We start from the raw sequence: 24,141 nt of genomic DNA on the forward strand, positions 1-24,141 counted from the left end.
CTACCGAGCCGACATGGTCTCTCCGTGGCGGCTGCAGCGCGCCGTCCAGCCGTCCGGGGTCACCTGGACGACCATGCGGCGCGCGCACTCCGCGCAGTACCGCGGCGGGTCGATCATGGACAGGCGCTGACGGCAGAACGCGTGGTCGCCGTCAGCTTCCTCTTTGCCGCAGAAGGAGCAGTACACGAGAGCAATCATCACAGGGTCTGGCTCAGCGCCTTGATGGGCATCGACAGCTCTTCGAGCATGTCGAGGTCCTGCTGCGCCGGGCGGCCGAGGTTCGTCAGGTAGTTGCCGACGATGATCGCGTTGATGCCGCCGAGCATGCCCTGCTTCGCGCCCAGGTCGCCGAACGTCAGCTCACGGCCACCCGCGAACCGCAGGATCGTGCGCGGCAGCGCGAGCCGGAACGCGCCGACCGTGCGCAGCGCCTCGGCACCTTCGACGACCGGGTAGTTCTCGTACGGCGTGCCGGGGTTCGGGATGAGGAAGTTCAGCGGGACCTCGTCGGGCTCCAGCTCCGCGAGCTGCACGGCGAACTCCGCGCGCTGCGCCAGCGTCTCCCCCATGCCGATGATGCCGCCGCAGCAGACCTCCATGCCGGCGTCGCGGATCATCCGCAGCGTGTCCCAGCGCTCCTCCCAGGAGTGCGTGGTCACGACCTCCGGGAAGTGCGAGCGGGCCGTCTCGAGGTTGTGGTTGTAGCGGTGCACGCCCATCGCCACGAGCTCGTCGACCTGCTCCTGCGTGAGCATGCCGAGCGAGCAGGCGATCTGGATGTCGTTGCCGTCGGCGCGGATGGCCTTGATGCCGTCGCGCACCTGCGAGAGCAGCCGCTTGTCCGGGCCGCGCACGGCCGCGACGATGCAGAACTCGGTCGCGCCGGTGTCCCTGGTCTGCCGCGCCGCGCGCACCAGGCCGGGGATGTCGAGCCACGCCGAACGCACGGGCGAGGGGAACTGGCCCGACTGGGAGCAGAAGTGGCAGTCCTCGGGGCAGCCGCCGGTCTTGAGCGAGACGATGCCCTCGACCTCGACCTCGGGGCCGCACCAGCGCTCACGGACCTCGTGCGCGAGCGCCAGCAGGTCCGGGATGCGCTCTTCGGGGAGCTCCAGCACCTTCAGCACCTGAGCCTCGGTGAGCCCGACGCCTCGTTCGAGCACCTGCTCACGAGCTTCGTCGAGCACGTCGATCTGTTCCGGCGCTGCGGTCACGGTCTCTCCTCCTCGGTGGCCTGGCGAGCCAGTGTGCCTCACTGAATCCTTCATCGTGGAGCGATGTAGGTCACTGGACCGCGAACTGAGCCGCGAACGTGTCCGGGTCGAACGCGCCCCCGAACCAGGGTGAAAACGATCTCTTGGCGACCGCCAGGAAGTCCACCGGACCGAGCTTCGTCACACCTTGCGGCAGCGCGCCGAGCAACGGGGCGCCCGCCGCCTCCGGCAGATCCGCCAGGTTGGTCAGGGACGCCAGGTCCGGGTGTGACGGCCAGCTGCCGACGACGACACCGATCGCCTCGAGCCCGCGCCGCTGCAACGCCTCGGCGGTCAGCGTCGTCGTGTTCAACGTGCCGAGCCCGGCCTGGGCCACGATCAGCACGGGCGCGTTCACCGCCCACGCGATGTCGGCCAGCGTCGAACCGGCCTCGTCGAACCGGACGAGCAGGCCGCCCGCGCCCTCGACCAGCACCAGGTCGTGGGTCTCGTCGAGCGCGGTGACCTCGGCGGCCACGTCCTTGGGGTGCACGGTGGCCATCCCGGCCCGGCGCGCCGCCGTCGCGGGGGCCAGCGGGTCGGGGTATCTGGCCAGCTCACGGGTCGTCACGTCGCCCGCCAGCCGAGCCACCTCCGCCACGTCGCCAGGCTCGCCGGGCAGCAGACCGGTCTGCGCGGGCTTCAGCACCGCGACCCGTCTGCCTTCTGCCCTGGCCAGCGCCGCGATGCCCGCGGTCACGGCGGTCTTGCCGACCTCGGTCCCGGTTCCGGTGATCACCAGCACGCTCACAGGCACTCACCTTAGAACCTCACCTACGGTGACGGCATGACTGAGCAACCGATCGTGATGTACGGCGCCGAATGGTGTGGTGACTGCCGCCGGGCCAAGTCCTGGCTGACCCGCAACAACGTGCCGTTCACCTACGTCGACGTCGAGAACGACGACGAGGCGCGGGACCGGGCGATCGAGATCTCCGGACGCAAGCAGATCCCCGTCGTCGTGCTCCCCAACGGCGAGTTCATGGTGGAGCCGACCGACACTCAGCTCGCGGCCGCGATCACGCCCTGACAGATCGCCGCGATGTCGTCGTCCGTGCTGACGAACGGCGGCATCGTGTAGATCAGGTCGCGGAACGGCCGCAGCCACACTCCGGCGTCCACAGCAGCCTTGGTAGCTCGTGCCATGTCCACGGGCTCATGCAACTGCACGACACCGATAGCGCCCAGCACGCGCACATCCTGAACTCCGGGCAACGCGCGTGCGGGCGCGAGTCCCGCCGAGAGCCCCGCCGAGATGCGGGCGACCTCGCGCTTCCAGTCCTGCGACAGCAACAGGTCGATCGACGCCAGCGACACCGCCGCCGCCAGCGGGTTGCCCATGAACGTCGGCCCGTGCGCGAGCACCGGCACCTCGCCCTTGCTGATCCCGTCCGCGACCCGTGACGTGCACAGGGTGGCGGCCATGGTCATGTACCCGCCGGTCAGCGACTTGCCGAGGCACATGACGTCCGGGCTGACGTTCGCGTGATCGGCACCGAACAGCTCGCCGGTGCGCCCGAAGCCCGTGGCGATCTCGTCGAACACCAGCAGCACGTCGTGCGTGTACGCGAGTTCGCGCAGCACGTGCAGGTAGCGCGGGTCGTGGAAGCGCATGCCCCCGGCACCCTGCACGACGGGCTCCACGATGATCGCGGCCAACTCGCCCGCGTGCTCCTCGACGAGGTCCGCGAGGTGCTGGACGTACTCGGTGTCCATCTCGGCCGGCGGCGCGTCCGCGAACACCTGCTGCGGCAGGATTCCCCGCCACAACGAGTGCATCCCGCCCTCGGGATCGCAGACGGACATCGGGTTGAACGTGTCGCCGTGGTAGCCGCCGCGCCACGTCAGCAGGCGGTGCTTCTCCGGGCGGTTCCGCGAACGCCAGTACTGCAGGCACATCTTCACGGCGACCTCGACCGACACGGAGCCGGAGTCGCAGAGGAACACGTGCTGCAACGGCTCCGGCGTGATCTCGACGAGCTTCGTCGCGAGCCGGATGGCGGGCTCGTGCGTGAGCCCGCCGAACATCACGTGGCTCATCCGGCCGAGCTGGTCCGTGACCGCCGCGTCCAGCACGGGGTGGCGGTAGCCGTGGATGGCCGCCCACCAGGACGACATGCCGTCGATCAGCTCCCGGCCGTCCGCGAGCTTCAGCCGGACACCCGAGGCCTCGGAGACGAGCAGCGGTTCCTGGGTGCCCGGCATCGGGCCGTACGGGTGCCAGACGTGCGCCTGGTCGAGCTTCAGCAGGTCGTCCACCTGCCGAACATTAGTGCCGCGGCCGACAGCCTTTGCCCCGTGTTCGGCGGTCAGACGGGTGGATCGTGGTGCCGGCCCCACGTCCTCATCCTGGTTGGCTGTGGTCGTGGGGCCGGTGCCGCGAGGCGCCCTGCTGAGCGCCGAAGACGCGGTGAAGGCTGTCGGTCGCGGCACTAGGCGAGGCGTACCGGCAGGGTGTGCAGGCCGCGGATCAGCGTGCTGTCCCGCCACCCCAGCGTTTCCGGTTCGGCGGCGAGCGCCAGGTTCGGGAACCGGGCCAGCAGTTGCGTGAGCGCCACGTCGAACTCCAGGCGGGCCAGCGGCGCGCCGAGGCAGAAGTGGATGCCGTGACCGAACGCCACGTGGCCCTGCGCGGACCGCGTCACGTCGAGCTGGTCGGCGTTCTCGTACCGGGCGGGGTCGCGGTTCGCGGCGATCAGCGACACCATGAGGATCTCGTCGGCGGGCACGGTGACACCACCGAGCTCGACGGGTTCCGTGGTGTAGCGGAAGGTCGCGACGTTGACCGGCCCTTCCAGCCGCAGGAACTCCTCGGTGCTCGCCGGGATCAGCTCCGGGCGGTCCTTGAGGATCTGCAGCTGTTCCGGGTTCTGGAGCAACGCGAGCACGGCGTTGCCGATGAGGTTCACCGTCGTCTCGTGGCCCGCCACGAGCAGCAGGAACGCCATCGAGATCAGCTCTTCGGTGTTCAGCCGGTCGCCGGAGTCGTCGGCGTGCACGAGCGCGGAGAAGAACGTGTCGTTCGGCTCGGCCTCGGCGATGGCCGTGACGTGCCCGTACAGGAAGCCGGCCATCGCTCCCGCGGCGGCCTCGACCTGCTCGGGCGTGCCGAACGACAGCAGCTGGTTGGACCACTCGCGGAAGTCGTCGCGGTTGTCGATCGGGATCCCGAGCAGCTCACAGATCACCGTGATGGGCAGCGGGAACGCGAACACCTCCAGCAGGTCGACCTCGTCGCCGTCGTTCAGCTTGGCGATCAGCTCGGCCGAGATCTCCTGCACGCGCGGGCGCATCAGCTCGATGCGGCGGGCGGTGAAGGCCTTGGTCACGAGCTTGCGCAGGCGGGTGTGGTGGGGCGGGTCCAGGTTGAGCATGTGGACGGCGAGCGTGGGCTCGACCTCGCGGCGCACGTGCGTCTCGGTGGCGTGCTTGGCCATCAGGTGGCCACCGGCCTGGATGTCCTTGCTGATCCTGGGGTCGGTGAGAGCGATCTTCGCCTCGTCGTACCGAGTGACAAGCCAGGCCTTGAGGCCGTGCGGCAGGATCACTTCCCGCACCGGTCCCTCGGCGCGCAACAGGTCGTGCACCTCGTGCGGGTTCTGGATGTAGTCGGCGGGCAACCGGGTGAGTGTCGTCACCTCACCCAGTTAACCCCGTTTACTCAACCCTCGCCACTATTTCTCGAGCGAGCCTCGTTCCTGGACCGTCCACACGTTCCCGTCGAGGTCCGTGAAGTCGAAGAAACTGGCGTAGTTGCGGCGCGCCGGGTCCCTGCCGGGCACGAACCCGCCCTGCCAGGCGGGCATGTCGGCCTTGTGCCGCAACGGACTCACGTCCAGTCCCCGTGCGGCCAGGTCACGATGCGCGGCCTCGATGTCGCTCACCACGAGGTACGCGCGCAATCCCGTGCCGAACTGGATGGAACAGCCGGAACCCGGTGGGGTGAGTTGAACGACGCGGAAGTGGTCATTCGGCCGATAGTCGACATCCAACTCGAATCCGGCCATTTTCGTGTAGAAGGCGATGGCCCTGTCGACGTCGCTGACGGGGATCGTGAGCACCTCGATGCGGTAGTCCACGTCAGACCAGCGCCTCTCCACCGTCGACCGCCAGCGATGTGCCGGTCAGGAACGGATTCGTGAGCGCGAAGAACACCGCGTCGGCGATCTCCTCGGCCCGTCCGACGCGGCCGGCCGGACTGGTGGCCTCGCGGGACGCGAACAGCGCGGCCTTCTTCTCCGCGCCGAGGCCGTCGTAGGCGCCGGTGTCGATCGTGCCGGGCGAGATCGCGTTGACCCGGATCGGCGCGAGCTCGACCGCGAGGCTCCTCGTCACCGCGTCGACGGCGGCGTTGGTGGCACCGACCGCGAGCATGCCGGGCATGACCTTGCGGGCCGAGGCACCGGAGAAGAAGACGAACGACAGGCGCGGCGCGAAGTGCCTGGCCAGCAGGATCGGCCCGATGACCTTGACGTCGAACGAGGTCCGGACGGCGTCGCGGTCGAGGTCGCCGACGGTGCCGCGGGCCCTGGCCGACGCGGTGGACACGACGTGGTCGACGCTCCCGACGCGTTCGGCGAGCGCGGCGACACTGGCCTCGTCGGTCAGGTCGACGTGCTCGTCCTGGTTGCGCCCGGCCAGAACGACCTCGCCACCGGCAGCGCGCACCTTCGCGGCCACCGCCCCGGCGATGCCGCTGTCGCGGCCGATGATCAGCACCTTCATCGCTTGATCTCCTCCGGGGTGAGGCCGCGGTCGACGCCGTGCGGCACGACGCCCTGACCTGGTTCGAGGGCGAGCTTGCGGTCGTCCAGGTACACGTCGACGACGTCCGGTTCGAACGAGACCCAGTCGGAGATCGGCGCGACCTCGGCCCACGCCTCCGGGTACGACCAGGCGGCACGCTTGCGGTCGCCGACGTCGTAGTAACTCGCCAAACCCTTGTAGGGGCAGAAGGTCTCGCCCTCGACGAGCTTCAGGGCCGACGCGTCGACGTCCTCGCGCGGCACGTACCAGCGCGGCGCGAAACCCGACTCGTACAGCACCAGCGCCCTCTTCGTGTCCGCCACGACCCGGTCTCCGTCGCGCACGACGAGATGCCGTGAGGTCTGCCGGATGTCGTTGCGGTGGTACGGATCGGCCGCGTGTCCGACGATCCGCTCGTCCTCCTCGTAGAACGCTTCCATTGCGCGCCAGGCGAAAGCGACCCTGCCCTCCAGCACGCTCGCGTGGCCGGGCAGGTCGACGTGCTGCCACGCCGCGTGCTTCGTCTCACCGACCGCGAACCACGTGGTGGCGCCGAGGTCGCGGTGGTTCGTCGTGCGCGCCTCCTCGTCAAGACCCGTGACATCACCTCTCGGGAAGTACGCGACCGGATAACGGCCCGGTTCGTGCAGCAGCACGACGTCCTCGCTGTCCGCGACCCACCGTCCACCGTGCTTGACGCGCATCCGGCGGCGCAGCGGTTCGGCGAACAACAGCCGCTCCGGCAACGGTTCCGGAGTGAGGAACCGCCCTACCGCCTTCGCACCCAGCGGTCCTTGCTGCCACGACAGACCCATCACCATCTCCTAACCGTTTAAATAATTTTTGATAGTTAGGCAGACTGTCATATAACCTGTCAAGGGTTACTTTGGAGGTTAGAGATGCTGCTTGACCTGCTGAACACGACGCCCGTGCTGGACGACGGGCAGCACGACGTGCTCGCGGAGGAAGGTCTGCCCTGGCTGACGGCGCGCGACCAGCCCGCCTCCGACGACGAGCTGCGCGCGTTGATCTCGGCCCGGGACGCGCTGCAGGCCGTCGTGCGCGGCCAGGAGGACCCGGCTGCGCTGGCCCCGTTCGTCGAGGGCGTCCGGCAACGAGCCGGCGTCGACGCGTCCGGCGTGACGTGGCACCTCGACCTCCCCGAAGGGCGCACCGCGGCCGCGCGGGCCGTGCTCGAGTGGGACGCGCTGCGGGTGTCGAGTCCCGGCCGGTTGCGGCCGTGCGCGAACCCCGAGTGCCGCCTGTTCCTGCTCGACCACAGCAAGCCGAACAGCGCCCGCTGGTGCTCGATGGCGGTGTGCGGCAACAGGATGAAGGCCCGCCGCCACTACCAGCGCACGCGAGGAGACCGGTGATGGCCCGCTTGCTGTCGCTCAACGTCGGACTGCCCGAGGACGTCTCGTGGCACGGCCGGACCGTCCACACCGGAATCTTCAAACGCCCCGTCGACGGACCGTTGATGGTCCGCAGGCTCAACGTCGACGGTGACGGCCAGGGCGATCTCGGCGGTCACGGCGGTGAGAACCGCGCTGTCCTGGTGTACCAACGGGAGTCGTACGAGCACTGGCGATCCGAGCTGGGCCGGGAGTTCGAGTACGGCCAGTTCGGTGAGAACTTCACGGTCGAGGGCCTGGCCGACACCGAGGTGCACATCGGTGACCGGTTCCGCGTCGGCGAGGCCGAGTTCGAGGTCACCCAGCCGCGCGTCACCTGCTACCGCGTCGGCATGCGGCTCGGCGAACCGCGCATGCCGTCGCTGATGGTCGCGCACGGCCGCCCCGGCTTCTACCTGCGCGTGATCACCGAGGGCGAGGTGCGGGCGGGCGACGAGATCGTCAGGACCCGCGTCGGCCGCCACCGGATGAGCGTGGCCGCGATCGACGCCCTGCTCTACCTGCCGGGCAAGGACGAGGACCAGCTCCGCAAGGCCGTGGACGTCCCGGCGCTGAGCCCCGGCTGGCAGGGGTCGTTCCGCGACCTGCTGACTCCTGCGGAAACCACTGGCTGGCAGGGATTCCGGCCGCTGACGGTCTCCGAGGTCGTGCCGGAGAGCCCGAGCGTGACGTCGTTCCACCTCAGCGGTGACGACCTGCCGCACCCACTGCCCGGCCAGTACCTGACGGTCCGCACGCCGGAAGGTGTCCGCAACTACTCGCTCTCGTCGGACTCGTACCGGATCAGCGTCAAACGCGACGGCGTGGTCAGCACCTGGCTCCACGACCACCTTCGAGCCGGCGACGCGCTCGACGTCGCCGCACCGCGAGGAGACTTCATCCTGAAAGCGGGCGCCGAACCGGTGGTCCTGCTGTCAGCGGGGGTCGGCGTCACACCCGTGCTCGCGATGCTGCACGCGCTCAAGGACACCGGCCGCGAGGTCTGGTGGCTGCACACCACCCGTTCGACCGACCACGCCTTCACCGCGGAAGTCCGGCAACTCGCGCCGCGGCACACGCTGATCCACTACTCGGACCACGGCCGGCTCACGCGCGAACACCTGAAAGGCTTGCCCGCCGACGCGAGTGCGTATCTCTGCGGTCCCAGCACGTTCATGGACGACATGCGCGCGGCCCTGGTCGAACAAGGCCTCGCCCCGGCCCGCATCCACAGCGAACTCTTCGGCGCCCGCTCGTCGATCAACCCCGGAATCACCGGCGCCACAACGGTGCCACCGCACCAGCCCGTCCCGGAAGGAACCGGCCCGAGGATCACGTTCGCCCGCAGCGGCCTGACCGCGGCGTGGCGCGACGACGCGTCGATCCTCGACCTCGCCGAAGCCTGCGACGTCCCGACCCGCTGGTCCTGCCGCACCGGCGTCTGCCACACGTGCGTGACGCCGGTGCTGTCCGGGACCTTCACGAACGATCCGGAACCGCTGGCACCACCGGCTCCCGGCACCGCGCTGATCTGTTGCGCGACACCGGAAACCGACCTGGTGCTCGACCTCTGAGAACGGCTAGCGGTGGATGGTGATGCCGCGGATGGTCTTGAGGTCACCGAAGAGCGACGGCGTCGTGCTGACCCGGAAGTTGCCCACCACCATCATCTCCTTCGACTTGTCGCGCTTCTGCACCTCCAGGTGCACGGCGACCTGCCCCTCGTGCGACTTGAACACGCTCTTCAGTTCCTCGATCAGCTCCGGCGTCAGCGTCTTGGTCTGCAGCCCGAGGACGAGGGGCGGGTCCGCGCCGGGGTTCGCCTCCGCGTCGCTGATGTCGAGCGGGACGACGCCGTCACCGAAGATCGCCATCTTGTCCTCGCGCCAGTTCACCCGGCCCTTCACGCACACGGCGGAGTCGAGTTCCAGATCGTCGCGCAGCACCTCGTAGGACTTCGGGAAGAACAGGACCTCGATGGACGCGTCCAGGTCCTCGATGACCACGATCGCCCACGGCAGACCGTTCTTGTTCACCCGGCGCTCGATCGACGAGATCATGCCCGAGACGATCAGCTCGCCTTCCTTGGGCGGGTCGTCGAGCACGACCGCGATCGGGCGCGGCGCGAACTTGCGCAGGATCCGCTCGGCTCCGTCGAGGGGGTGCGAGGACACGTACAGCCCCAGCATCTCCTTCTCCAGGCTGAGCATCTGCTTGCGCGGGTACTCGTCGGTGCCGAACTTGAGGTGCGCCAACGGAGACGTGCTGTCGTCCTGGTCGTCGGCGCTGTCGCCGCCGAACAGGTCGAACTGGCCTTCGGCTTCCTTGCGCTTGATCGGGACGACGGCGTCGACCGCGTCCTCGTGCACCTGGATCAGCGAGAGCCTCGGGTGGCCGAACGAGTCGAACGCGCCGGCCTTGATCAGCGACTCGATCACGCGCTTGTTGCAGGCCACGAGTTCGGACTTGTCCATGAAGTCCGTGAAGGACGTGTAGGCGCCCTTCTCCTTGCGGGACTTGATGATCGACTCGACGACGTTCGCGCCGACGTTGCGGATCGCGCCCATGCCGAAGCGGATGTCCGTGCCGACCGCACCGAAGCGCAGCGCCGACTCGTTGACGTCCGGCGGGAGGACCTTGATGCCCAGGCGGCGGCACTCCGCGAGGTAGACCGCGGACTTGTCCTTGTTGTCACCGACCGACGTGAGCAGGGCGGCCATGTACTCGGCGCGGAAGTTCGCCTTGAGGTACGCCGTCCAGTACGAGATCAGGCCGTACGCGGCGGCGTGCGACTTGTTGAACGCGTAGCCGGCGAACGGGAGGATCGTGTCCCACAACGCCTTGATCGCCTCGTCGGAGAAGCCGCGCGGGTCGTTGCGCATGCCCTCCTGGAAGCCCTCGAACTCCTTGGCCAGGACCTCGGCCTTCTTCTTGCCCATGGCCTTGCGGAGCACGTCCGCGCGGCCCATCGAGTAACCCGCGACCTCCTGGGCGATGAACATGATCTGCTCTTGGTAGACGATCAGACCGTGCGTCTCGCCGAGGATCACCTTGAGCGGTTCCTCGAGCTGCGGGTGGATCGGCTTGACTTCCTGACGGCCGTTCTTGCGGTCCGCGTAGTCGTTGTGCGCGTTCACACCCATCGGACCGGGGCGGTACAGCGCGCCGACGGCGACGATGTCCTCGAACGTCGTCGGCTGCATGCGGCGCAGCAGGTCGCGCATCGGCCCGCCGTCCAGCTGGAACACGCCGAGCGTGTCACCGCGGCCGAGCAGCGCGTACGTCTCCGGGTCGTCCATCGGGAGCGTGTCGAAGTCCGGGACCGCGTCCTTGCCGCGGTTCGCCTCGATGTTCTCGATGGCGTCGCCCATGACCGTGAGGTTGCGCAGCCCGAGGAAGTCCATCTTCAGCAGGCCGATGTTCTCGCACGACGGGTAGTCCCAGCCGGTGATGAACGAGCCGTCGTCGCGGTACCAGAGCGGGATGGACTCGGTGAGCGGGTCCTTCGACATGATCACCGCGCAGGCGTGCACACCCGCGTTGCGGATCAGGCCCTCGAGGCCGAGCGCGGTGTCGAAGATCTCCTTCACCTGCGAGTCGGTCTCGAGCAGCGACCGGACCTCGGCGGCCTCGCCGTAGCGCGGGTGGCTCTTGTTGACGATGCCGTTGAGCGGGATGTCCTTCGCCATGATCGGCGGCGGCAGCGCCTTGGAGATCTTGTCGGCGATCGCGAAGCCCGGCTGACCGTGGTGGACGCGCGCCGAGTCCTTCAGCGCGGCCTTGGTCTTGATGGTGCCGAACGTGATCACCTGGGCGACCTTGTCGGCGCCGTACTTCTCGCTGGCGTACCGGATCATCTCGCCTCGACGGCGGTCGTCGAAGTCGATGTCGATGTCGGGCATGGCGGTGCGCTCGGGGTTCAGGAACCGCTCGAACAGCAGGCCGTGCGGGATCGGGTCGATGTTCGTGATGCCCATCGCCCACGACACGGCGGCACCCGCGGCGGAACCACGGCCGGGACCGACGCGGATGCCCACGCTGCGGGCGTAGTTGATCAGGTCGGCGACGATCAGGAAGTACGCCGGGAAGCCCTTGTCGATGATGACCTGGGCCTCGAAGTCACAGCGCTTGATGTACTCCTCGGGCACGCTGGAGTTGCGGAAGCGCCACTCGAGGCCGCGCCGGATCTCCTTGCGGAACCAGGAGGCCTGGTCCTCGCCCTCGGGGACCTCGAAGTTCGGGATGCGGTCCTTGACGGACCAGATGTCCGCGTACGACTCGACCATCGACGCGACCAGCAGCGTGTTGTCGCACGCCTCCGGCAGATCCTTCCAGATCTGCCGCATCTCCTCGGACGACTTCAGGTAGTAGCCGTCGCCGTCGAACTTGAACCGGTTCGGGTCGGTCAGCATCTTGCCGGACTGCACGCAGAGCAACGCGGAGTGCGTGTCCGCCTGGTCCTTGGTGACGTAGTGGCTGTCGTTCGTCGCGAGCGGCGGGATGCCGAGCTTCTTGCTGATCTCCAGCAGGCCTTCGCGGACCCGGCGCTCGATGTCGAGGCCGTGGTCCATCAGCTCCAGGAAGAAGTTCTCCTTGCCGAAGATGTCCTGGTAGTCGGCGGCGGCCTGGAGCGCCTCGGGCACCTGGCCGAGCCGCAGCCGGGTCTGCACCTCACCGGACGGGCAGCCGGTCGTCGCGATGATGCCGTCGGCGTGCTGCGCGACGAGCTCGCGGTCCATGCGGGGCTTGTAGTAGTAGCCCGTCTTGCTGGCCTCGGTGTGCAGCCGGAACAGGTTGCGCAGCCCGTCCGCGTTGCGCGCCCACATGGTCATGTGGGTGTAGGCGCCGGCACCGGAGATGTCGTCGCTGCGCTGGCTCGGGTCGCCCCAGGCGACCGGCTTCTTGTGCAGGCGGTTGTGCGGGGCGAGGTAGGCCTCGATGCCGATGATCGGCTTGATGCCCGTCTTCATCGCCGTTTGGTAGAACTCGTCGGACCCGTACATGTTGCCGTGGTCGCTCATACCGACAGCCGTCATGCCGAGCCGCTCGGCTTCCTCGAACAGCGGGGCCACCTTGGCCGCTCCGTCGAGCATCGAGTACTCGGTGTGCACGTGCAGGTGCACAAACGAGTCCGCCACGGGCAACCCCCTTGTGTAGCAAGCGTTTTAGCGCGAATGAGGGGAATGGGAAGACCCCTGGCGCTCGTCGAGACTAGCCGACCGGAGCGGGCTTGGACACGTGGGCCCGCCGGTGGGAATCCAAGATCTTCTGCACGCGAAGTCGAGCATTGTACGACCTCCGCACGACAGCGCACGTTGCCTTGATCTCGATCCGGTACGCGGTGACACGGTGATCAGGAGCGGCGGGTAGCGTTCATTTCGTGGTGCCCCCCGATCCCGTAGACGCCCGCCTGCTCGCCGTTCTCGCCGAGTCAGGTCGCGCCGCCGTGCACGAGATCGCGCAACGCCTGGGCATGGACCCGCGCGAGGCCGCCATGCGCCTGATCACCCTCTCGGGCAGCGGCCTGCCGTTGCTCGTCGGGGTGGAGTGCGACCCGAACGGCGTGCGCAGGGCCCTGGCTAACGCCGCCGCCTACGGCAACTACATGGGCGGCCCGCCGTCCGGCCCGTACGCGGTGCACCAGAGCGGCCCACACCCGGTTCAGCAGCAGCAGTACGCACCCCAGGCTCCGATCAGCCAGCCTTTCCCCGCCCAGCAGCCGCCACAGCAGACCTGGGGCCCGCCCCAGTCCGCGGGCTGGGTGCGCGCCGACCAGCCGCAGCCCAAGGCCGTCGTCTCGCGCACCGGCAAGATCGGCACGGCCCTGGAGGCGGACAGCCTCGAGGGCGCCCGCCTCACGATCCAGCTCGTCGAGGTCGTCGACCCGGCGGACTTCCTGTTCACCGCCGCCGGCTACAAGCTCGCCGAGGGCGAAAGGTCCGTGGTCGTGCACACCGAGGTGACGAACGCCTCGCAGGTGCCCTACACCTCGCTGCCGGACATGTACCTGGTCCTGGTGACCAAGACCGGCGAGACCGTGACGAAGGCGCCCGTGTCGCTGTCGTCGCGGCCCGCGCACAAGCTCGGCGTGCAGCCGGGCGAGACGGCGGGCGGGCACAGCGTGTTCGTGCTGCCGGACGAGACCCAGGTCATCCAGGTCCGCTGGAGCGTCCGTCCCGAGGTGGACCAGAACACCCTGGTCTGGACCGTCGAGGACTAGGGCCTGTATCGAAGTCCGGTTCGATGAGAGTCGCGCTTGAGGTGGTTCCTGGTGGTGCGGCCGGACGGCCCGCATACCGGTGTTGTATGTGGGCCGTCCGGCCGTGCCGCCAGGGGCCGCCTCGGGCCCGGCTATCGCGGACCGGACTTCGATACAGGCCCTAAAGCAGTGCCAGTGCCGCCGCGTGCAACCCAGGCGCGGCCGCCAGGTACTCACGGCTCGTCAGCTCCCACGGCTTGCCGTCGAGATCGGTGACGACACCGCCTGCCTCCTGCACGAGCAACACACCTGCCGCGTGCGCGCGCACGTTGTCGTGCTGCCAGTGCACGTCCATCCGCCCGGCCGCGACCAGGGCGAGCTGGTGCGTGACCGGCACCGAGATCCGCACGTAGAGGGCGTGCTTCGCCATCGCGCTGTAGGAGGCGCCGACCCGGTCGGCCATCTCCGGGCCCTGACCGGGCTGGGCCTGGCCGGTGCCCGCCAGCGCGCCGTCCAGCGAGGTCTTGTCCGACACCTTCAACCGCACACCGTTGAGGAACGCGCCCTCGCCCTCGATCGCGGTGAACATCTCGTCGAACAGCGGGAAGTACACGACCGCGAGCACCGGGCGGCCGTCGCGGACGAGGCTCACGCCGATGTTCCAGTCGGTCATGCCCTGGACCGCGTTCATGTTGCCGCCGACGGGGTCGACGAGCCACCACTCACCGGAGTCGAGCGGGCCGGAGCCGTGTTCGTCGTCGAGCCAGCGGGCCTCCGGGCGGATCGCCTCCAGTTCGGGCCTGAGCAGGTCGACCACGGCGGCGTCGTTGGCCTGGACGGCCGCGACTAGTTCCGCGAGAGAGGAGGTGCGGGATTCGGTCGAGTAACGCTTCAGCAAGCGCGCCCCGGCTCGCCGGACGGCGGCGACGGCCGCGGGGAGAGTGGTGGTGGGGAGCGCGGGGGTGGCGGTGGTGGGACCGGACATGGCTGTCCTCCAAGATTGACTGTTATGCAAGCGGATCTGAACCTGTTGACCGTGCTGGACGCCCTCCTCGAGGAGGGCAGCGTGATGGGGGCCGCGGAACGGCTGCACCTGTCGTCGCCCGCGGTCAGCCGGACGCTCGGGCGCATCAGGAAGGTGACCGGCGACGACATCCTCGTGCGGACCGGCCACACGATGACGCCCACGCCGTACGCGCTCGGGATCGCCGACGAGGTGCGCCGGCTGGTGCGCCAGGCGAACGCCGTGCTGGCACCGAGTCGGGAACTGGACCTGGCCGAGCTGGACCGCACGTTCACGATCCAGTGCCACGACGCCCTGGCCTCGTCGGTGGTGCCGGCGTTGATCGGGCGGATCGCGGAGCAGGCTCCCGGCGTGCGGCTGCGCGTGCTCGCCGAGCACTCCGCCGACACCGACGACCTGCGGCACGGGCGGGTCGACCTGGAACTCGGCGGCGGCAGGCCCGAACTGCCCGAGTTCCGTTCGGAGACGCTGGGCACCGACCCGCTCGCCGTGGTCATGCGGTCCGGTCACCCGTGCACCGAACTCGACCTGCGGGCCTATGCGACCTATCCGCACGTGCTGGTCTCACGGCGCGGGCGGTTGAGTGCCCCGATCGACGAACTGCTGGCCGCGGAAGGCCTGCGCCGCAGGGTGATCGCGACCGTGGCGACGGTGCACTCGGCGGTGCAGATCGCGGCCGCGAGCGACGCGCTGGTCACCACCACGACGGTCCTGTGCCGGCCGTTGATCGAAGCGTTCGGGCTGGTCACCCTGCCCCTGCCGGCCGAGTCGCCGGAGGCGCCGATCAACTGCAACTGGCACCAGCGCTACGACTCCGACCTCGCCCACGCCTGGCTGCGCGACCAGGTGCGGACGACCGTGCAGGACGTCCTAGGCCGCTAACGGCAACGCGACGGCACCGGGGAAACGCGGGTTCTCGGCCTCGTCGAGCATCGCGGCGGCCACGGTCTCGCGGCTCACCTTCGCCCCGAGGTCGAACGGCGGCGCGGCGTCCAGGCCGACCGTGCGGCCGGGCTCGAACGGCTCGTCGGTGAGGACTCCGGCGTGGAAGACCGTGCCCCCGGCGGCGAGCACGGTGTCGTCGGCCGCGACCTTGTCCGGGATCCGGTCGCCGAAGAACTTCCAGAGCACCTGGGCGCCCTCCCCCGCCGCCTCGGCCGACGCACCCGTTCCGTACGCGCCGAGCCAGATGATCCGGCGCGGTCCGGCGGCGACGACGGCCTGGGCGCCGTCGAGCATCACACCCGGCCGATCGGTGCCGAGACCGGACAGCACGACCGAGTCTGCGTTGATGTCCAAGGGACCGCTCACGTCGCCCGCGACCTTGCTCAGCAGCGGGTGTTCCAGCGGAATCCGCTGGGGGTCGCGGGCGATCGCGGTGACGGTGTGGCCGCGCTCCAACGCCTGGCGGGTGAGGGCGAGACCGGTGCGGCCCGAGGCGGCGAGAATGGTGAGGTGCATGCCGAGAACGCTATTGAGCACGCCGGTTAACATCAAGTGCAACCTAGCTAACCGGCGATTTACCCAGACGCAATCAGCCTTCTTCGCGCAGCTTCTCCAGAGAAGCGGCCAGGTCAGCCGGGTACTCGGACGTGTAGGACACCCACTGACCGTCGGCCGGGTGGTGGAAACCGAGCTGGCGCGCGTGCAGCCACTGCCGCGTGACGCCGAGCCGCTTGGCCAGCGTCGGGTCGGCCCCGTACGTCAGGTCGCCCACGCACGGGTGGTGCAGCGCCGAGAAGTGCACACGGATCTGGTGCGTGCGCCCGGTCTCCAGGTGTACCTCAACGAACGACGCCGCGCGGAACGCCTCGATGACCTCGTAGTGCGTGATGGACGGCTTGCCGTCCTGCATCACGGCGAACTTGTAGTCGTGCTTGGGGTGCCGGTCGATCGGGGCGTCGATGGTGCCCTTGATCGGGTCCGGGTGGCCCTGCACGATCGAGTGGTAGACCTTCTCGACCGTCCGCTCTTTGAAGGCGTGCTTCAAAGCCGAGTAAGCGGACTCGGACTTCGCGACCACCATCACGCCGGTCGTGCCGACGTCGAGCCGGTGCACGACGCCCTGGCGCTCGGCGGCACCGGACGTGGCGACGCGGTGGCCGCCGGCGGCGAGGCCACCGACGACGGTCGGCCCGGTCCAGCCCGGCGACGGGTGCACGGCGACACCGACGGGCTTGTCCACGACGATGATGTCGTCGTCCTCGTGGATGATGACCAGGCCCTCGACGGGGATCGCCTGGACGGTGATCGGCTGCGGCGGCGCCGGCAGCGTGATCTCGAGCATCGACCCGGCGGTGAGCCGGTCGGACTTGCCGACCACACGGCCGTCGACCAGCACGTCGTCGGCGTCGGCGATGCCGGCGACGACGGTGCGGGACAGGCCGAGCAGCTTCGCGAGGCCGGCGTCGACGCGCATGCCGTCCAGACCGTCGGGAATCGGCAGCGTTCGGTAACCGCTCACGCGGGGGCCTCGACCTTCTTCTTCTTGCAGAACCTGCTGAAACTACCAGGAGCAGCTACTTCGACTCCTGCAGACCGCCGGACTCCACGCCGGACTCCACGACGGGCTCGGCCTTCTTCACGACGGTCCCGTCGTAGTCGTGCTGCAGGAGTGCCAGGACAATGATCGTCACGCCACCGCCGACGATCGCCATGTCCGCGACGTTGAACACCGGCCACACCTGGCCGTACGGGTCGAACAGCGACAGGAAGTCGACCACGTGGCCGCGCATCGGGCCCGGTTCGCGGAACAGCCGGTCGGCCAGGTTGCCGACGGCGCCGCCCAGCACCAGGCCGAGGCCGACGGCCCAGCCCTGCGAGCGGAGGTTGCGCGAGATCCAGAGGATGAACCCGGCGACGCCGAACGCGATCAGCGCGAGGATCCACGTCATGCTCTCGGCCAGGCCGAACGCGGCGCCGGGGTTGCGGACGAACGTCAGGTAGAGCACGCCGCCGAAGAGCTTGATCGGGTCGGCGCCCTCCAGGAACGCCACGGACACGACCTTGGTGAGCACGTCGAGGACCAGCACACCGGCGGCCAGCACACCGAGGATCTTCGTCTTCGGCTCCGGCAGCGAGCCGGTGATCGAGAACTCCTCCTCGGCGTCCCCGGCCTCGACCGGCGCGTCGGCGGACTTCTCCCCCGGCGTCGTCATCTCCGGCTCGGGAACCTCTCCCGACAGCACCGGGGTCGCGACCGTCTCGGGCTCGCTGACCTGCGTTTCCGCAGGCTTGTCAGCGACCTCCCTCGAGGTCTTCGCAGCGGCCTTCTCCGGGGCCTCGGCCTCGTCGCTCACCAGGTCAGTCTCCACTACTGGGACTACGCGAGGAACGGCGGCAGGGTTCGGTTGTCGTCCTGCGGGACCCAGCGGCCGTCGCGCTGCTCGTAGGTCCACTTCGGACCTTCGGTGACGAGAGCGCGCAGTGCCGCGACCAGACGATCAACGTGCTCGGCCGTCGTACCGAGGCCGATCGACGCGCGCACGGCACGTTCCTCGTGCGATCCGACCTGCTTGACCAGGCGTCCCACGATCACGTGCGCGCAGAACGCCCCGTCGCGCACACCGATGCCGTACTCGGCGGACAGTGCGGCGGCGAGGAAGCCCGCGTCGAAGCCGGAGATCGTGAAGCTCACGACGCCGACCTTGTCCGCGTCGGTCAGGATCGCGAGTTCCCGGAAGCCGGGGATGGTGCGCAGCCCGTCCTGCAGGCGGGCCAGCAGCTCCTGCTCGTGCGCGATGGTCTGCTCCCAGTGCCGCGAGAGGATCTCGCAGGCCGCGGCCAGCGCGTGCACGCCGACGACGTTCGGGCTGCCGGCCTCGTGCCGCTCGGGCACCGCGGACCAGGCCACACCGAGGCGGTCGCCGTGGTCGGTCACCTTGGACGTGGCACCGCCGCCGACCAGGTACGGCTGGGCCTGCTGCAACCAGTCCGCGCGGCCGACCAGCACTCCCGCGCCGAAGGGCGCGTAGATCTTGTGGCCGGAGAACACGACGTAGTCGACACCCAGCTCACGGGCGTTGATCGGGCGGTGCGGAGCGAGCTGGGCGGCGTCGAGCGCGATCCGCGCGCCATGCCGGCGGGCGACCTTCGCGAGCTCGGCGACCGGCCACAGCTCCCCCGTGACGTTGGACGCCCCGGTGACGATCACGAGCCGAGGGCCGACCGGGGCGGCGGCCAAAGCCCGGTCCAGCGCGACAACTGCGGCGCCGGACGAAGACGGAGCGAGGACGCGCTGAACGTGGGGGCCCCTCCAGGGCAGCAGCGCGGCGTGGTGCTCGCTGTCGAACAGGACGACGGCGGTGTTCTTGGGAACGCTGCGCGCCAACAGGTTCAGCGAGTCAGTGGTGTTGCGGGTGAAGACGACGGCGTCGGAGGAGTGCGCCCCGACGAACCGGCGGACGCGGTCGCGGGCCTGCTCGTAGACGCGGGTCGAGACCTGGGAGGCGAACCCGGCGCCGCGGTGCACGCTGGCGTACCAGGGCAGCAGCTCGTCGACGGCGTCACGGACCTCCTGAAGACAGGGCGCCGAGGCCGCGTGATCGAGGTTGGCGTAGGTCACGCGCTCTCCGGTGACCAGGGGAACGCGCAGGTCGGCGCCGACGACAGCCGGAACGGTGGTGGTGGTTCCGGGGGTGATCGCGAGCGTCATCGAGGTGCCTCCGAGGCCAGGGGCCCTTTGCGAAGGCCCGCGCTTGACCGGCGCCCCACGCGCCGGACCAGGTCCTCACCAAGGGCACCCCACCGCGGTTGGAGGGTTGCCGGCCAGCAAGCTTGGGCTTGACGCTGGCTCTCATGACCTGCCGACGACGTTAGCGGAGCGTGATCCTCCCGTCGACACCCGATTCACATCGTGAGAAGGCTCGCAGACCGACTAATCGCCGGTCTCGCCCTTCCACCTGGCGTAGCGACCGGCCCTGTCGACGGCACGAACGCGCCGCTCAGCGGCGTCGCGCGCCTCTTCGGTGGTGACGATGAGCAACTGGTCGTCGGTCTGCAGCCGGGTCGTCGGTTGTGGCGTGAAACTCTTTCCCGAGCGCACCACGAGCGAGACTGTGGCGCCCGTGGGCAGCCGCAGCTCGGACATGTAGACACCGTGCAGCTTCGACCCGCGCTGGATGTGCACCTGCAGCAGTTCGGCGCCGAGCTCGTCGAGCGGCGAGGAGTCGACCTGGACCTCCACCGCCTCGCCCGTCTTCACGAGCCCGAGCCGCCGCGCGAGGAACGGCAGCGTCGTGCCCTGCACCACCGTCAGCACGATGACCAGCAGGAACACCACGTCGACCAGTTCCCGCGCGCCCTCGACCCCCTGGATCAGCGGGATCAGCGCGAACACGATCGGCACGGCGCCCCTGAGGCCTGACCAGGAGAGGAACGCCTGTTCCCGCCACGGCACCTTGAACGGCAGCGAGGCCAGGACCACCGACAGCGGCCGGGCGACGAACGTCAGCACCACGCCCGCGACCAGCGCGGGGAAGAGCACGTCGAGCAGCCGTGACGGCGAGGCGTAGAGGCCGAGCAGCACGAAGAGCCCGATCTGGGCGAGCCAGCCGAGGCCTTCGGCGAACGAGAGGGTGTCGGCGCGGTGCGGCAGGCGGGCGTTGCCGAGGACCAGCGCGGCGACGTACGTGGCGAGGAAACCGGAGGCGTGCACGAGGTCGCCGGCCGTGTAGGCCATCACGCACACCGCCACCGTGGCGAGCGGGTACAGACCGGTGGAGGGCAGCGCCGCGCGTCTCAGCCCGGCTCCGCCGAGGAACCCCAGCGCCACACCGATGAGCGCGCCCGCGCCCAGTTCGTAGATCACCAGCAGCGGCGCGGTCCAGGAGATCTGGTCGGAGGAGGCCAGCAGCACCACGGCGATGAACACCGGTGCGTCGTTGAGACCGGACTCCAGTTCGAGCGCGCCCGTGAGCCGCGCGCCGACACCCAGCGAGCGCAGGACGCTGAACACGGCGGCCGCGTCGGTGGACGACAGCACCGCGCCCCACAGCAACGCCATCCGCCAGTCGAGGCCCAGCAGGAAGTGCAGTGCCGTGCCGGTCACCGCGACACTGACCACAACGGCCACTGTGGACAGTGCGACGCCCAGCCACAGCGACGACTTCACCGCGTTCCAGCGGGTCGTGATGCCGCCCTCGGTGAGGATCAGGACCAGCGCCGCGATGCCGAGCGACTGCGTGAGGTCGGCGTCGTCGAACTTGATGCCGAACACCGACTCGCCGAGCAGCACGCCGATGCCGAGGTACAGCAGGAGTGAGGGCAGCCCGAGCCGGGTCGACACCCGCACCGCGATCACGGAGATCAGCAGCACGGCCGCGCCGATGCCCAGAACAGCCGTCACGTCACCCACCTGGACCATTCTGGTTGATCACCACCGATTCCGACGAATCAGACGAGTCAGAAGTCCAGCCGTTCGCCCCTACCGAGCTCATGCACGACGGAGCATGTTGATCAGTGGCTCAATCCCTACCCTGCACGGAGTTGAACCATGAGGATCCTGATCGCGCTGGCGGCCGCCTTGATGGTGACCGGAACCACAGCAGCGCAAGCAGCCGCACCGGCTGCATTGGCGGCGCCGAACATCAACGTCGCGAACGTACAAGCCCACCTCAACCAGTTCCAGTCCATCTCCAACGCGAACGGCGGCAACCGCGCACACGGACGACCGGGATACCTGGCCTCGGTCAACTGGGTGAAGAGCAAGCTCGACGCGGCCGGCTTCACCACGCGGGTGCACTCGTTCACCTACGGCGGCGCCACCGGCTACAACCTGATCGCGGACTACCCCGGCGGCGACCTGAACAACGTCGTCATGCTGGGCGGCCACCTCGACAGCGTCACGGCGGGCCCCGGCATCAACGACAACGGCACGGGCTCCGCGTCCCTGCTCGAAGTCGCCCTGCAGATGAAGGCCACCGGTTTCCAGCCGACCAAGCACGTGCGGTTCGGCTGGTGGGGCGCGGAGGAACTCGGCCTGCGCGGTTCGACGGCGTACGTGAACTCGTTGTCCACCACGGACAAGTCGAGGATCAAGGCGTACCTGAACTTCGACATGACCGGTTCGCCGAACCCCGGCTACTTCGTCTACAGCGCCTCCGGTCAGCCCAGCGGTTCGCTGGCGCTGCAGCAGCGTCTGCAGGCGGGCTTCACCGCGCTGAACGTCCAGACCGAGCTCACCAGCGTCGGTGGCCGTTCCGACCACGCGGCGTTCGCCCGCGCCGGCATCCCGGTCGGCGGCACCTTCACCGGCGCCGAGGGCACCAAGACCGCGGCGCAGGCCCAGAAGTGGGGCGGCACGGCCGGTCAGGCCTACGACCGCTGCTACCACCGCTCCTGCGACACCACGTCCAACGTCAACGCGACGGCGCTCGACCGCAACGCGGACGTGATCGCCAGCGCGCTCTGGGCGACCGCGGCCTGATCATCTGGCCGTGAGCACCTGCACGGCCTCGTCGAGCACCGGTTCGACGAGGCCGGGCAGGGTCACCCACATCTGGGCCTGGCCCAGGTAGAGGCTGAACGCGATCAACGCGCGCCGCCTCGCCTGGGCCTCGCCGAACCCGAGCTGCACGAACAGCTCCGTCAGATAGCCGATCCGCTTCTCCGTGACGCGCTGGAGCACCGGCGCGATCACCTCGTTCCCCGCGCCCGCCTGCAACGCCATCTCCACCGACCCCTTGCGGGTCGTGTCGAGCACCATGGCGAACAACATCCTCAGCTTGTCCCGCGGAGTCTGCTCGGACTCGACGAGCTCGATGACCTTCTCGGTGTGCTCCCGTTCCCACCGCTCGACCGTCGCCTGCAGCAACGCGTCGCGGTTCGGGAAGTGGTGGTAGACGCTGCCCTTCGTGGCTCCGGCCCGCGCCGCCAGCGGCTCGATCGCGACCGCCGGCAGTCCGCCCTCGGCCAGCGCTCTCAGCGCTATCTCAGTCCAGTCGTCACGATTCCGCCGCACCACGCTTCCATACGCTACCGTACGTTCCAGGAACATACGGCAGCGTATGGAAGGGGATTCCCATGATCAGGAACGTCCACACCCGCGACCTCGGCGTGCCCGCCGGTCCGTTCGTCGAGCGCGTCCAGGAACTCTGGCCGCCCGCCTGGGGCAAGCAGGAGTTCGACCGCCCGCTGGGCGTCGGCGCGGACGGCGGGCACGGCCCGATCCGGTACCGCTGCACGGAGTTCGTGCCCGGCGAGTCGATCACCTTCGAGTTCACCGTGATGTCGGGCAGCCACACGCTCTCGGCTTCCGGGGACGTGTTGCGGCACGAACTGGTCGGCGACTTCGGCTTCGCGGACCGGGTGCGCTGGGCGCTGGCGATCAGGTGGCTGCACGACGCGTGCCTCGAGGACCTGTTCGACGCCTGCGAACGCGCGGCGGGCCGGGAACCGAAGTCTCCGGCCCGCTGGTCGTGGTACGTGCGGCAGGTGCGGCGCCTGTTCGCGCCGAAGAAGCGTCAGCTCAGCCGCAGCTGACCTTCACGACACGACCCGAACCCTGGGTGTAGACGAAGCCGTAGACGTCGCCGTTCTCGGTGAGCACCTGGGGCTGGACCTCCTCCGGAAGCACGTCGAACCGGCCGTCGGCCCGCAGGACTCCGTTGACCCAGACCTCCGGCCCCTGCCGGCGGTTCGTCAACAGGTCACCCGCGTCGTTGGCACCGCGGACGTCACCGTCGTGCAGGCGCACGACCTGCCCCTGGAGGTTCCACTCGACCCACCGAGTCTGCGACCAGTCGTTCTCCGGCATCGACATGCCGAAGACGCGGCCGCCGTGGATGAGCAACGGCTGGGCCTCGTAGTCACCCGGCGGCAGCTGCAGCTCGGTGCGGTCGCCCTGCCGGTTCCAGACGTACCCGGTGTCCTTGCTCCCCGGCGCGATGACGTAGCCGATGGCGTTGCCGTCGTCGTCGATGCCACGTGGGCTCCACCACCAGCCGTTGCCCGTGCCGCTGAGCGGCCGCGGCGTCGTCGAGTCCGCCGGCCAGACGACGAGCGTGGAGCCCGAGTGACCGAGTACCTCACCGCCGTCGTTGATCGCCCACGCGAACGACTTCGTCTTGCCCGGCAACGGTTGCAACGATTCTTCGTCACGCCATGCCGCCGTCTCGGTCGACGTGGCCAGGACGCCGGAGCTGTTGATCCCGTTGATCAAACGCTCCTGCGGGAAAGTCACGGTGTGCGGCACGTCGTTCTGCCACACGGCCTGCGCTTCGTCGTACCAGCTGTGGGTGGCGATTCGGCCGTTGCCGGCGCCGGTCAGCCCGGCGACGTAGACGTCGGACGGAACAGGAAGTTCGGTGGTCGTGCAGGTGGTCTCGGCGTGCGCGGTGCCCGGCACCACGACGCTCGCGGCCAGCAGTGCGGCGCCCACGGTCAGGCGCAGTCCCCCAGTGATCACTGATCACTCCTCTCAGAGGAACCCGACATTAGGCACGACCGCTCTCACTTCGGTCACGCGCCTCTGACGCGGAAACGACGAGGGGCCGCTGTCCGAAGACAGCGGCCCCTTCTTGCCGG

24 protein-coding genes and 1 riboswitch are annotated in these 24,141 nt (G+C 69.2%); of the genes, 7 read left to right on the forward strand and 17 right to left on the reverse strand.

Going from position 1 to position 24,141, the window contains the following annotated elements; genetic code table 11:
- The 3 genes from bsaP to bioD all read right to left on the reverse strand — a co-directional run bounded on the left by bsaP (window position 1) and on the right by bioD (window position 2,004).
- Window positions 1-198: a biotin synthase auxiliary protein BsaP gene (gene bsaP / locus PV646_RS01600; protein WP_500339648.1), complete on the reverse strand. Its 198-nt coding sequence runs from the start codon at window positions 196-198 to the stop codon at window positions 1-3.
- Window positions 198-1,214: a biotin synthase BioB gene (bioB, locus tag PV646_RS01605; protein ID WP_189158691.1), complete on the reverse strand. Its 1,017-nt coding sequence runs from the start codon at window positions 1,212-1,214 to the stop codon at window positions 198-200. Before bioB ends, bsaP begins: the two co-directional genes overlap by 1 nt.
- Window positions 1,215-1,284: 70 nt before the next feature.
- Complete coding sequence (gene bioD / locus PV646_RS01610; RefSeq protein ID WP_500339649.1) at window positions 1,285-2,004, reverse strand: dethiobiotin synthase; 720 nt, start codon at window positions 2,002-2,004, stop codon at window positions 1,285-1,287.
- 36 nt (window positions 2,005-2,040) lie between these two features.
- Between bioD and PV646_RS01615 the strand changes: the two genes are divergently transcribed.
- Window positions 2,041-2,283, forward strand: coding sequence for a glutaredoxin family protein (locus PV646_RS01615; protein ID WP_500339650.1), 243 nt, complete (start codon window positions 2,041-2,043; stop codon window positions 2,281-2,283).
- On the opposite strand, the gene PV646_RS01620 is transcribed toward PV646_RS01615, so the two are convergent.
- The 5 genes from PV646_RS01620 to PV646_RS01640 form a co-directional block, all read right to left on the reverse strand.
- Window positions 2,256-3,458, reverse strand: a complete 1,203-nt coding sequence (locus PV646_RS01620; protein ID WP_500342219.1) for an adenosylmethionine--8-amino-7-oxononanoate transaminase — start codon at window positions 3,456-3,458, stop codon at window positions 2,256-2,258. The genes PV646_RS01615 and PV646_RS01620 overlap by 28 nt on opposite strands.
- 227 nt (window positions 3,459-3,685) lie before the next feature.
- Complete coding sequence (locus tag PV646_RS01625; RefSeq protein WP_500339651.1) at window positions 3,686-4,891, reverse strand: cytochrome P450 family protein; 1,206 nt, start codon at window positions 4,889-4,891, stop codon at window positions 3,686-3,688.
- Between the two features lie 36 nt (window positions 4,892-4,927).
- A complete protein-coding gene (locus PV646_RS01630; protein ID WP_500339652.1) occupies window positions 4,928-5,332 on the reverse strand; it encodes a VOC family protein in 405 nt (134 codons plus the stop codon).
- Between the two features lies 1 nt (window position 5,333).
- Window positions 5,334-5,978: an SDR family oxidoreductase gene (locus PV646_RS01635; protein WP_500339653.1), complete on the reverse strand. Its 645-nt coding sequence runs from the start codon at window positions 5,976-5,978 to the stop codon at window positions 5,334-5,336.
- Window positions 5,975-6,814 (reverse strand): DUF427 domain-containing protein, encoded by an 840-nt coding sequence (locus tag PV646_RS01640; protein WP_500339654.1) that lies wholly within the window; start codon window positions 6,812-6,814, stop codon window positions 5,975-5,977. The genes PV646_RS01635 and PV646_RS01640 overlap by 4 nt, the downstream gene beginning before the upstream one ends.
- A gap of 84 nt (window positions 6,815-6,898) precedes the next feature.
- Between PV646_RS01640 and PV646_RS01645 the strand changes: the two genes are divergently transcribed.
- Window positions 6,899-7,375, forward strand: coding sequence for a CGNR zinc finger domain-containing protein (locus PV646_RS01645; protein WP_500339655.1), 477 nt, complete (start codon window positions 6,899-6,901; stop codon window positions 7,373-7,375).
- A complete protein-coding gene (locus PV646_RS01650) occupies window positions 7,375-8,967 on the forward strand; it encodes an MOSC domain-containing protein (protein ID WP_500339656.1) in 1,593 nt (530 codons plus the stop codon). The genes PV646_RS01645 and PV646_RS01650 overlap by 1 nt, the downstream gene beginning before the upstream one ends.
- Window positions 8,968-8,973: 6 nt before the next feature.
- On the opposite strand, the gene dnaE is transcribed toward PV646_RS01650, so the two are convergent.
- The gene (gene dnaE, locus PV646_RS01655; RefSeq protein WP_500339657.1) at window positions 8,974-12,531 is read right to left on the reverse strand and encodes a DNA polymerase III subunit alpha; all 3,558 of its coding nucleotides are present in this window, start codon (window positions 12,529-12,531) and stop codon (window positions 8,974-8,976) included.
- A 242-nt stretch (window positions 12,532-12,773) separates the two neighbouring features.
- Here dnaE and PV646_RS01660 point away from each other — a divergent pair, with 242 nt between their 5' ends.
- Complete coding sequence (locus PV646_RS01660) at window positions 12,774-13,613, forward strand: Lrp/AsnC family transcriptional regulator (protein WP_500339658.1); 840 nt, start codon at window positions 12,774-12,776, stop codon at window positions 13,611-13,613.
- Window positions 13,614-13,773: 160 nt separating this feature from the next.
- Here PV646_RS01660 and PV646_RS01665 read toward each other — a convergent pair whose 3' ends face one another.
- Complete coding sequence (locus PV646_RS01665; protein ID WP_500339659.1) at window positions 13,774-14,577, reverse strand: inositol monophosphatase family protein; 804 nt, start codon at window positions 14,575-14,577, stop codon at window positions 13,774-13,776.
- A 24-nt stretch (window positions 14,578-14,601) separates the two neighbouring features.
- Here PV646_RS01665 and PV646_RS01670 point away from each other — a divergent pair, with 24 nt between their 5' ends.
- The gene (locus PV646_RS01670) at window positions 14,602-15,498 is read left to right on the forward strand and encodes a LysR family transcriptional regulator (protein ID WP_500339660.1); all 897 of its coding nucleotides are present in this window, start codon (window positions 14,602-14,604) and stop codon (window positions 15,496-15,498) included.
- On the opposite strand, the gene PV646_RS01675 is transcribed toward PV646_RS01670, so the two are convergent.
- The 5 genes from PV646_RS01675 to PV646_RS01695 form a co-directional block, all read right to left on the reverse strand.
- Window positions 15,487-16,077, reverse strand: coding sequence for an NAD(P)-dependent oxidoreductase (locus tag PV646_RS01675; RefSeq protein WP_500339661.1), 591 nt, complete (start codon window positions 16,075-16,077; stop codon window positions 15,487-15,489). The two genes, PV646_RS01670 and PV646_RS01675, sit on opposite strands and share 12 nt — an antisense overlap.
- Window positions 16,078-16,150: 73 nt before the next feature.
- On the reverse strand, window positions 16,151-17,035 hold the full coding sequence (locus PV646_RS01680; protein WP_500342221.1) for an RluA family pseudouridine synthase: 885 nt from the start codon (window positions 17,033-17,035) through the stop codon (window positions 16,151-16,153).
- Between the two features lie 100 nt (window positions 17,036-17,135).
- Window positions 17,136-17,915, reverse strand: coding sequence for a signal peptidase II (gene lspA, locus PV646_RS01685; protein ID WP_500339662.1), 780 nt, complete (start codon window positions 17,913-17,915; stop codon window positions 17,136-17,138).
- A gap of 23 nt (window positions 17,916-17,938) precedes the next feature.
- Window positions 17,939-19,270 carry an aminotransferase class V-fold PLP-dependent enzyme gene (locus PV646_RS01690; RefSeq protein ID WP_500339663.1) on the reverse strand — a complete coding sequence of 444 codons (1,332 nt, stop codon included), beginning with the start codon at window positions 19,268-19,270 and terminating at the stop codon, window positions 17,939-17,941.
- Between the two features lie 34 nt (window positions 19,271-19,304).
- Window positions 19,305-19,419: riboswitch (SAM riboswitch) on the reverse strand.
- Window positions 19,420-19,492: 73 nt separating this feature from the next.
- The gene (locus tag PV646_RS01695; RefSeq protein WP_500339664.1) at window positions 19,493-20,962 is read right to left on the reverse strand and encodes a potassium/proton antiporter; all 1,470 of its coding nucleotides are present in this window, start codon (window positions 20,960-20,962) and stop codon (window positions 19,493-19,495) included.
- A 147-nt stretch (window positions 20,963-21,109) separates the two neighbouring features.
- Here PV646_RS01695 and PV646_RS01700 point away from each other — a divergent pair, with 147 nt between their 5' ends.
- A complete protein-coding gene (locus PV646_RS01700) occupies window positions 21,110-22,042 on the forward strand; it encodes a M28 family metallopeptidase (protein ID WP_500339666.1) in 933 nt (310 codons plus the stop codon).
- Here the strand turns inward: PV646_RS01700 and PV646_RS01705 are convergent, their stop codons facing one another.
- Entirely contained in the window at window positions 22,043-22,576 is a 534-nt protein-coding gene (locus PV646_RS01705) for a TetR/AcrR family transcriptional regulator (protein WP_500339667.1), read from the reverse strand. It lies immediately after the preceding gene.
- Between the two features lie 62 nt (window positions 22,577-22,638).
- Between PV646_RS01705 and PV646_RS01710 the strand changes: the two genes are divergently transcribed.
- Window positions 22,639-23,097: an SRPBCC family protein gene (locus tag PV646_RS01710; RefSeq protein WP_500339668.1), complete on the forward strand. Its 459-nt coding sequence runs from the start codon at window positions 22,639-22,641 to the stop codon at window positions 23,095-23,097.
- Here PV646_RS01710 and PV646_RS01715 read toward each other — a convergent pair.
- Window positions 23,084-24,022, reverse strand: coding sequence for a hypothetical protein (locus PV646_RS01715; RefSeq protein WP_500339670.1), 939 nt, complete (start codon window positions 24,020-24,022; stop codon window positions 23,084-23,086). The genes PV646_RS01710 and PV646_RS01715 overlap by 14 nt on opposite strands.
- Window positions 24,023-24,141: the final 119 nt, after the last annotated feature.

Source organism: Streptomyces sp. ID05-26A (genome assembly GCF_033794685.1).
Classification (GTDB): Bacteria; Actinomycetota; Actinomycetes; order Mycobacteriales; family Pseudonocardiaceae; genus Lentzea.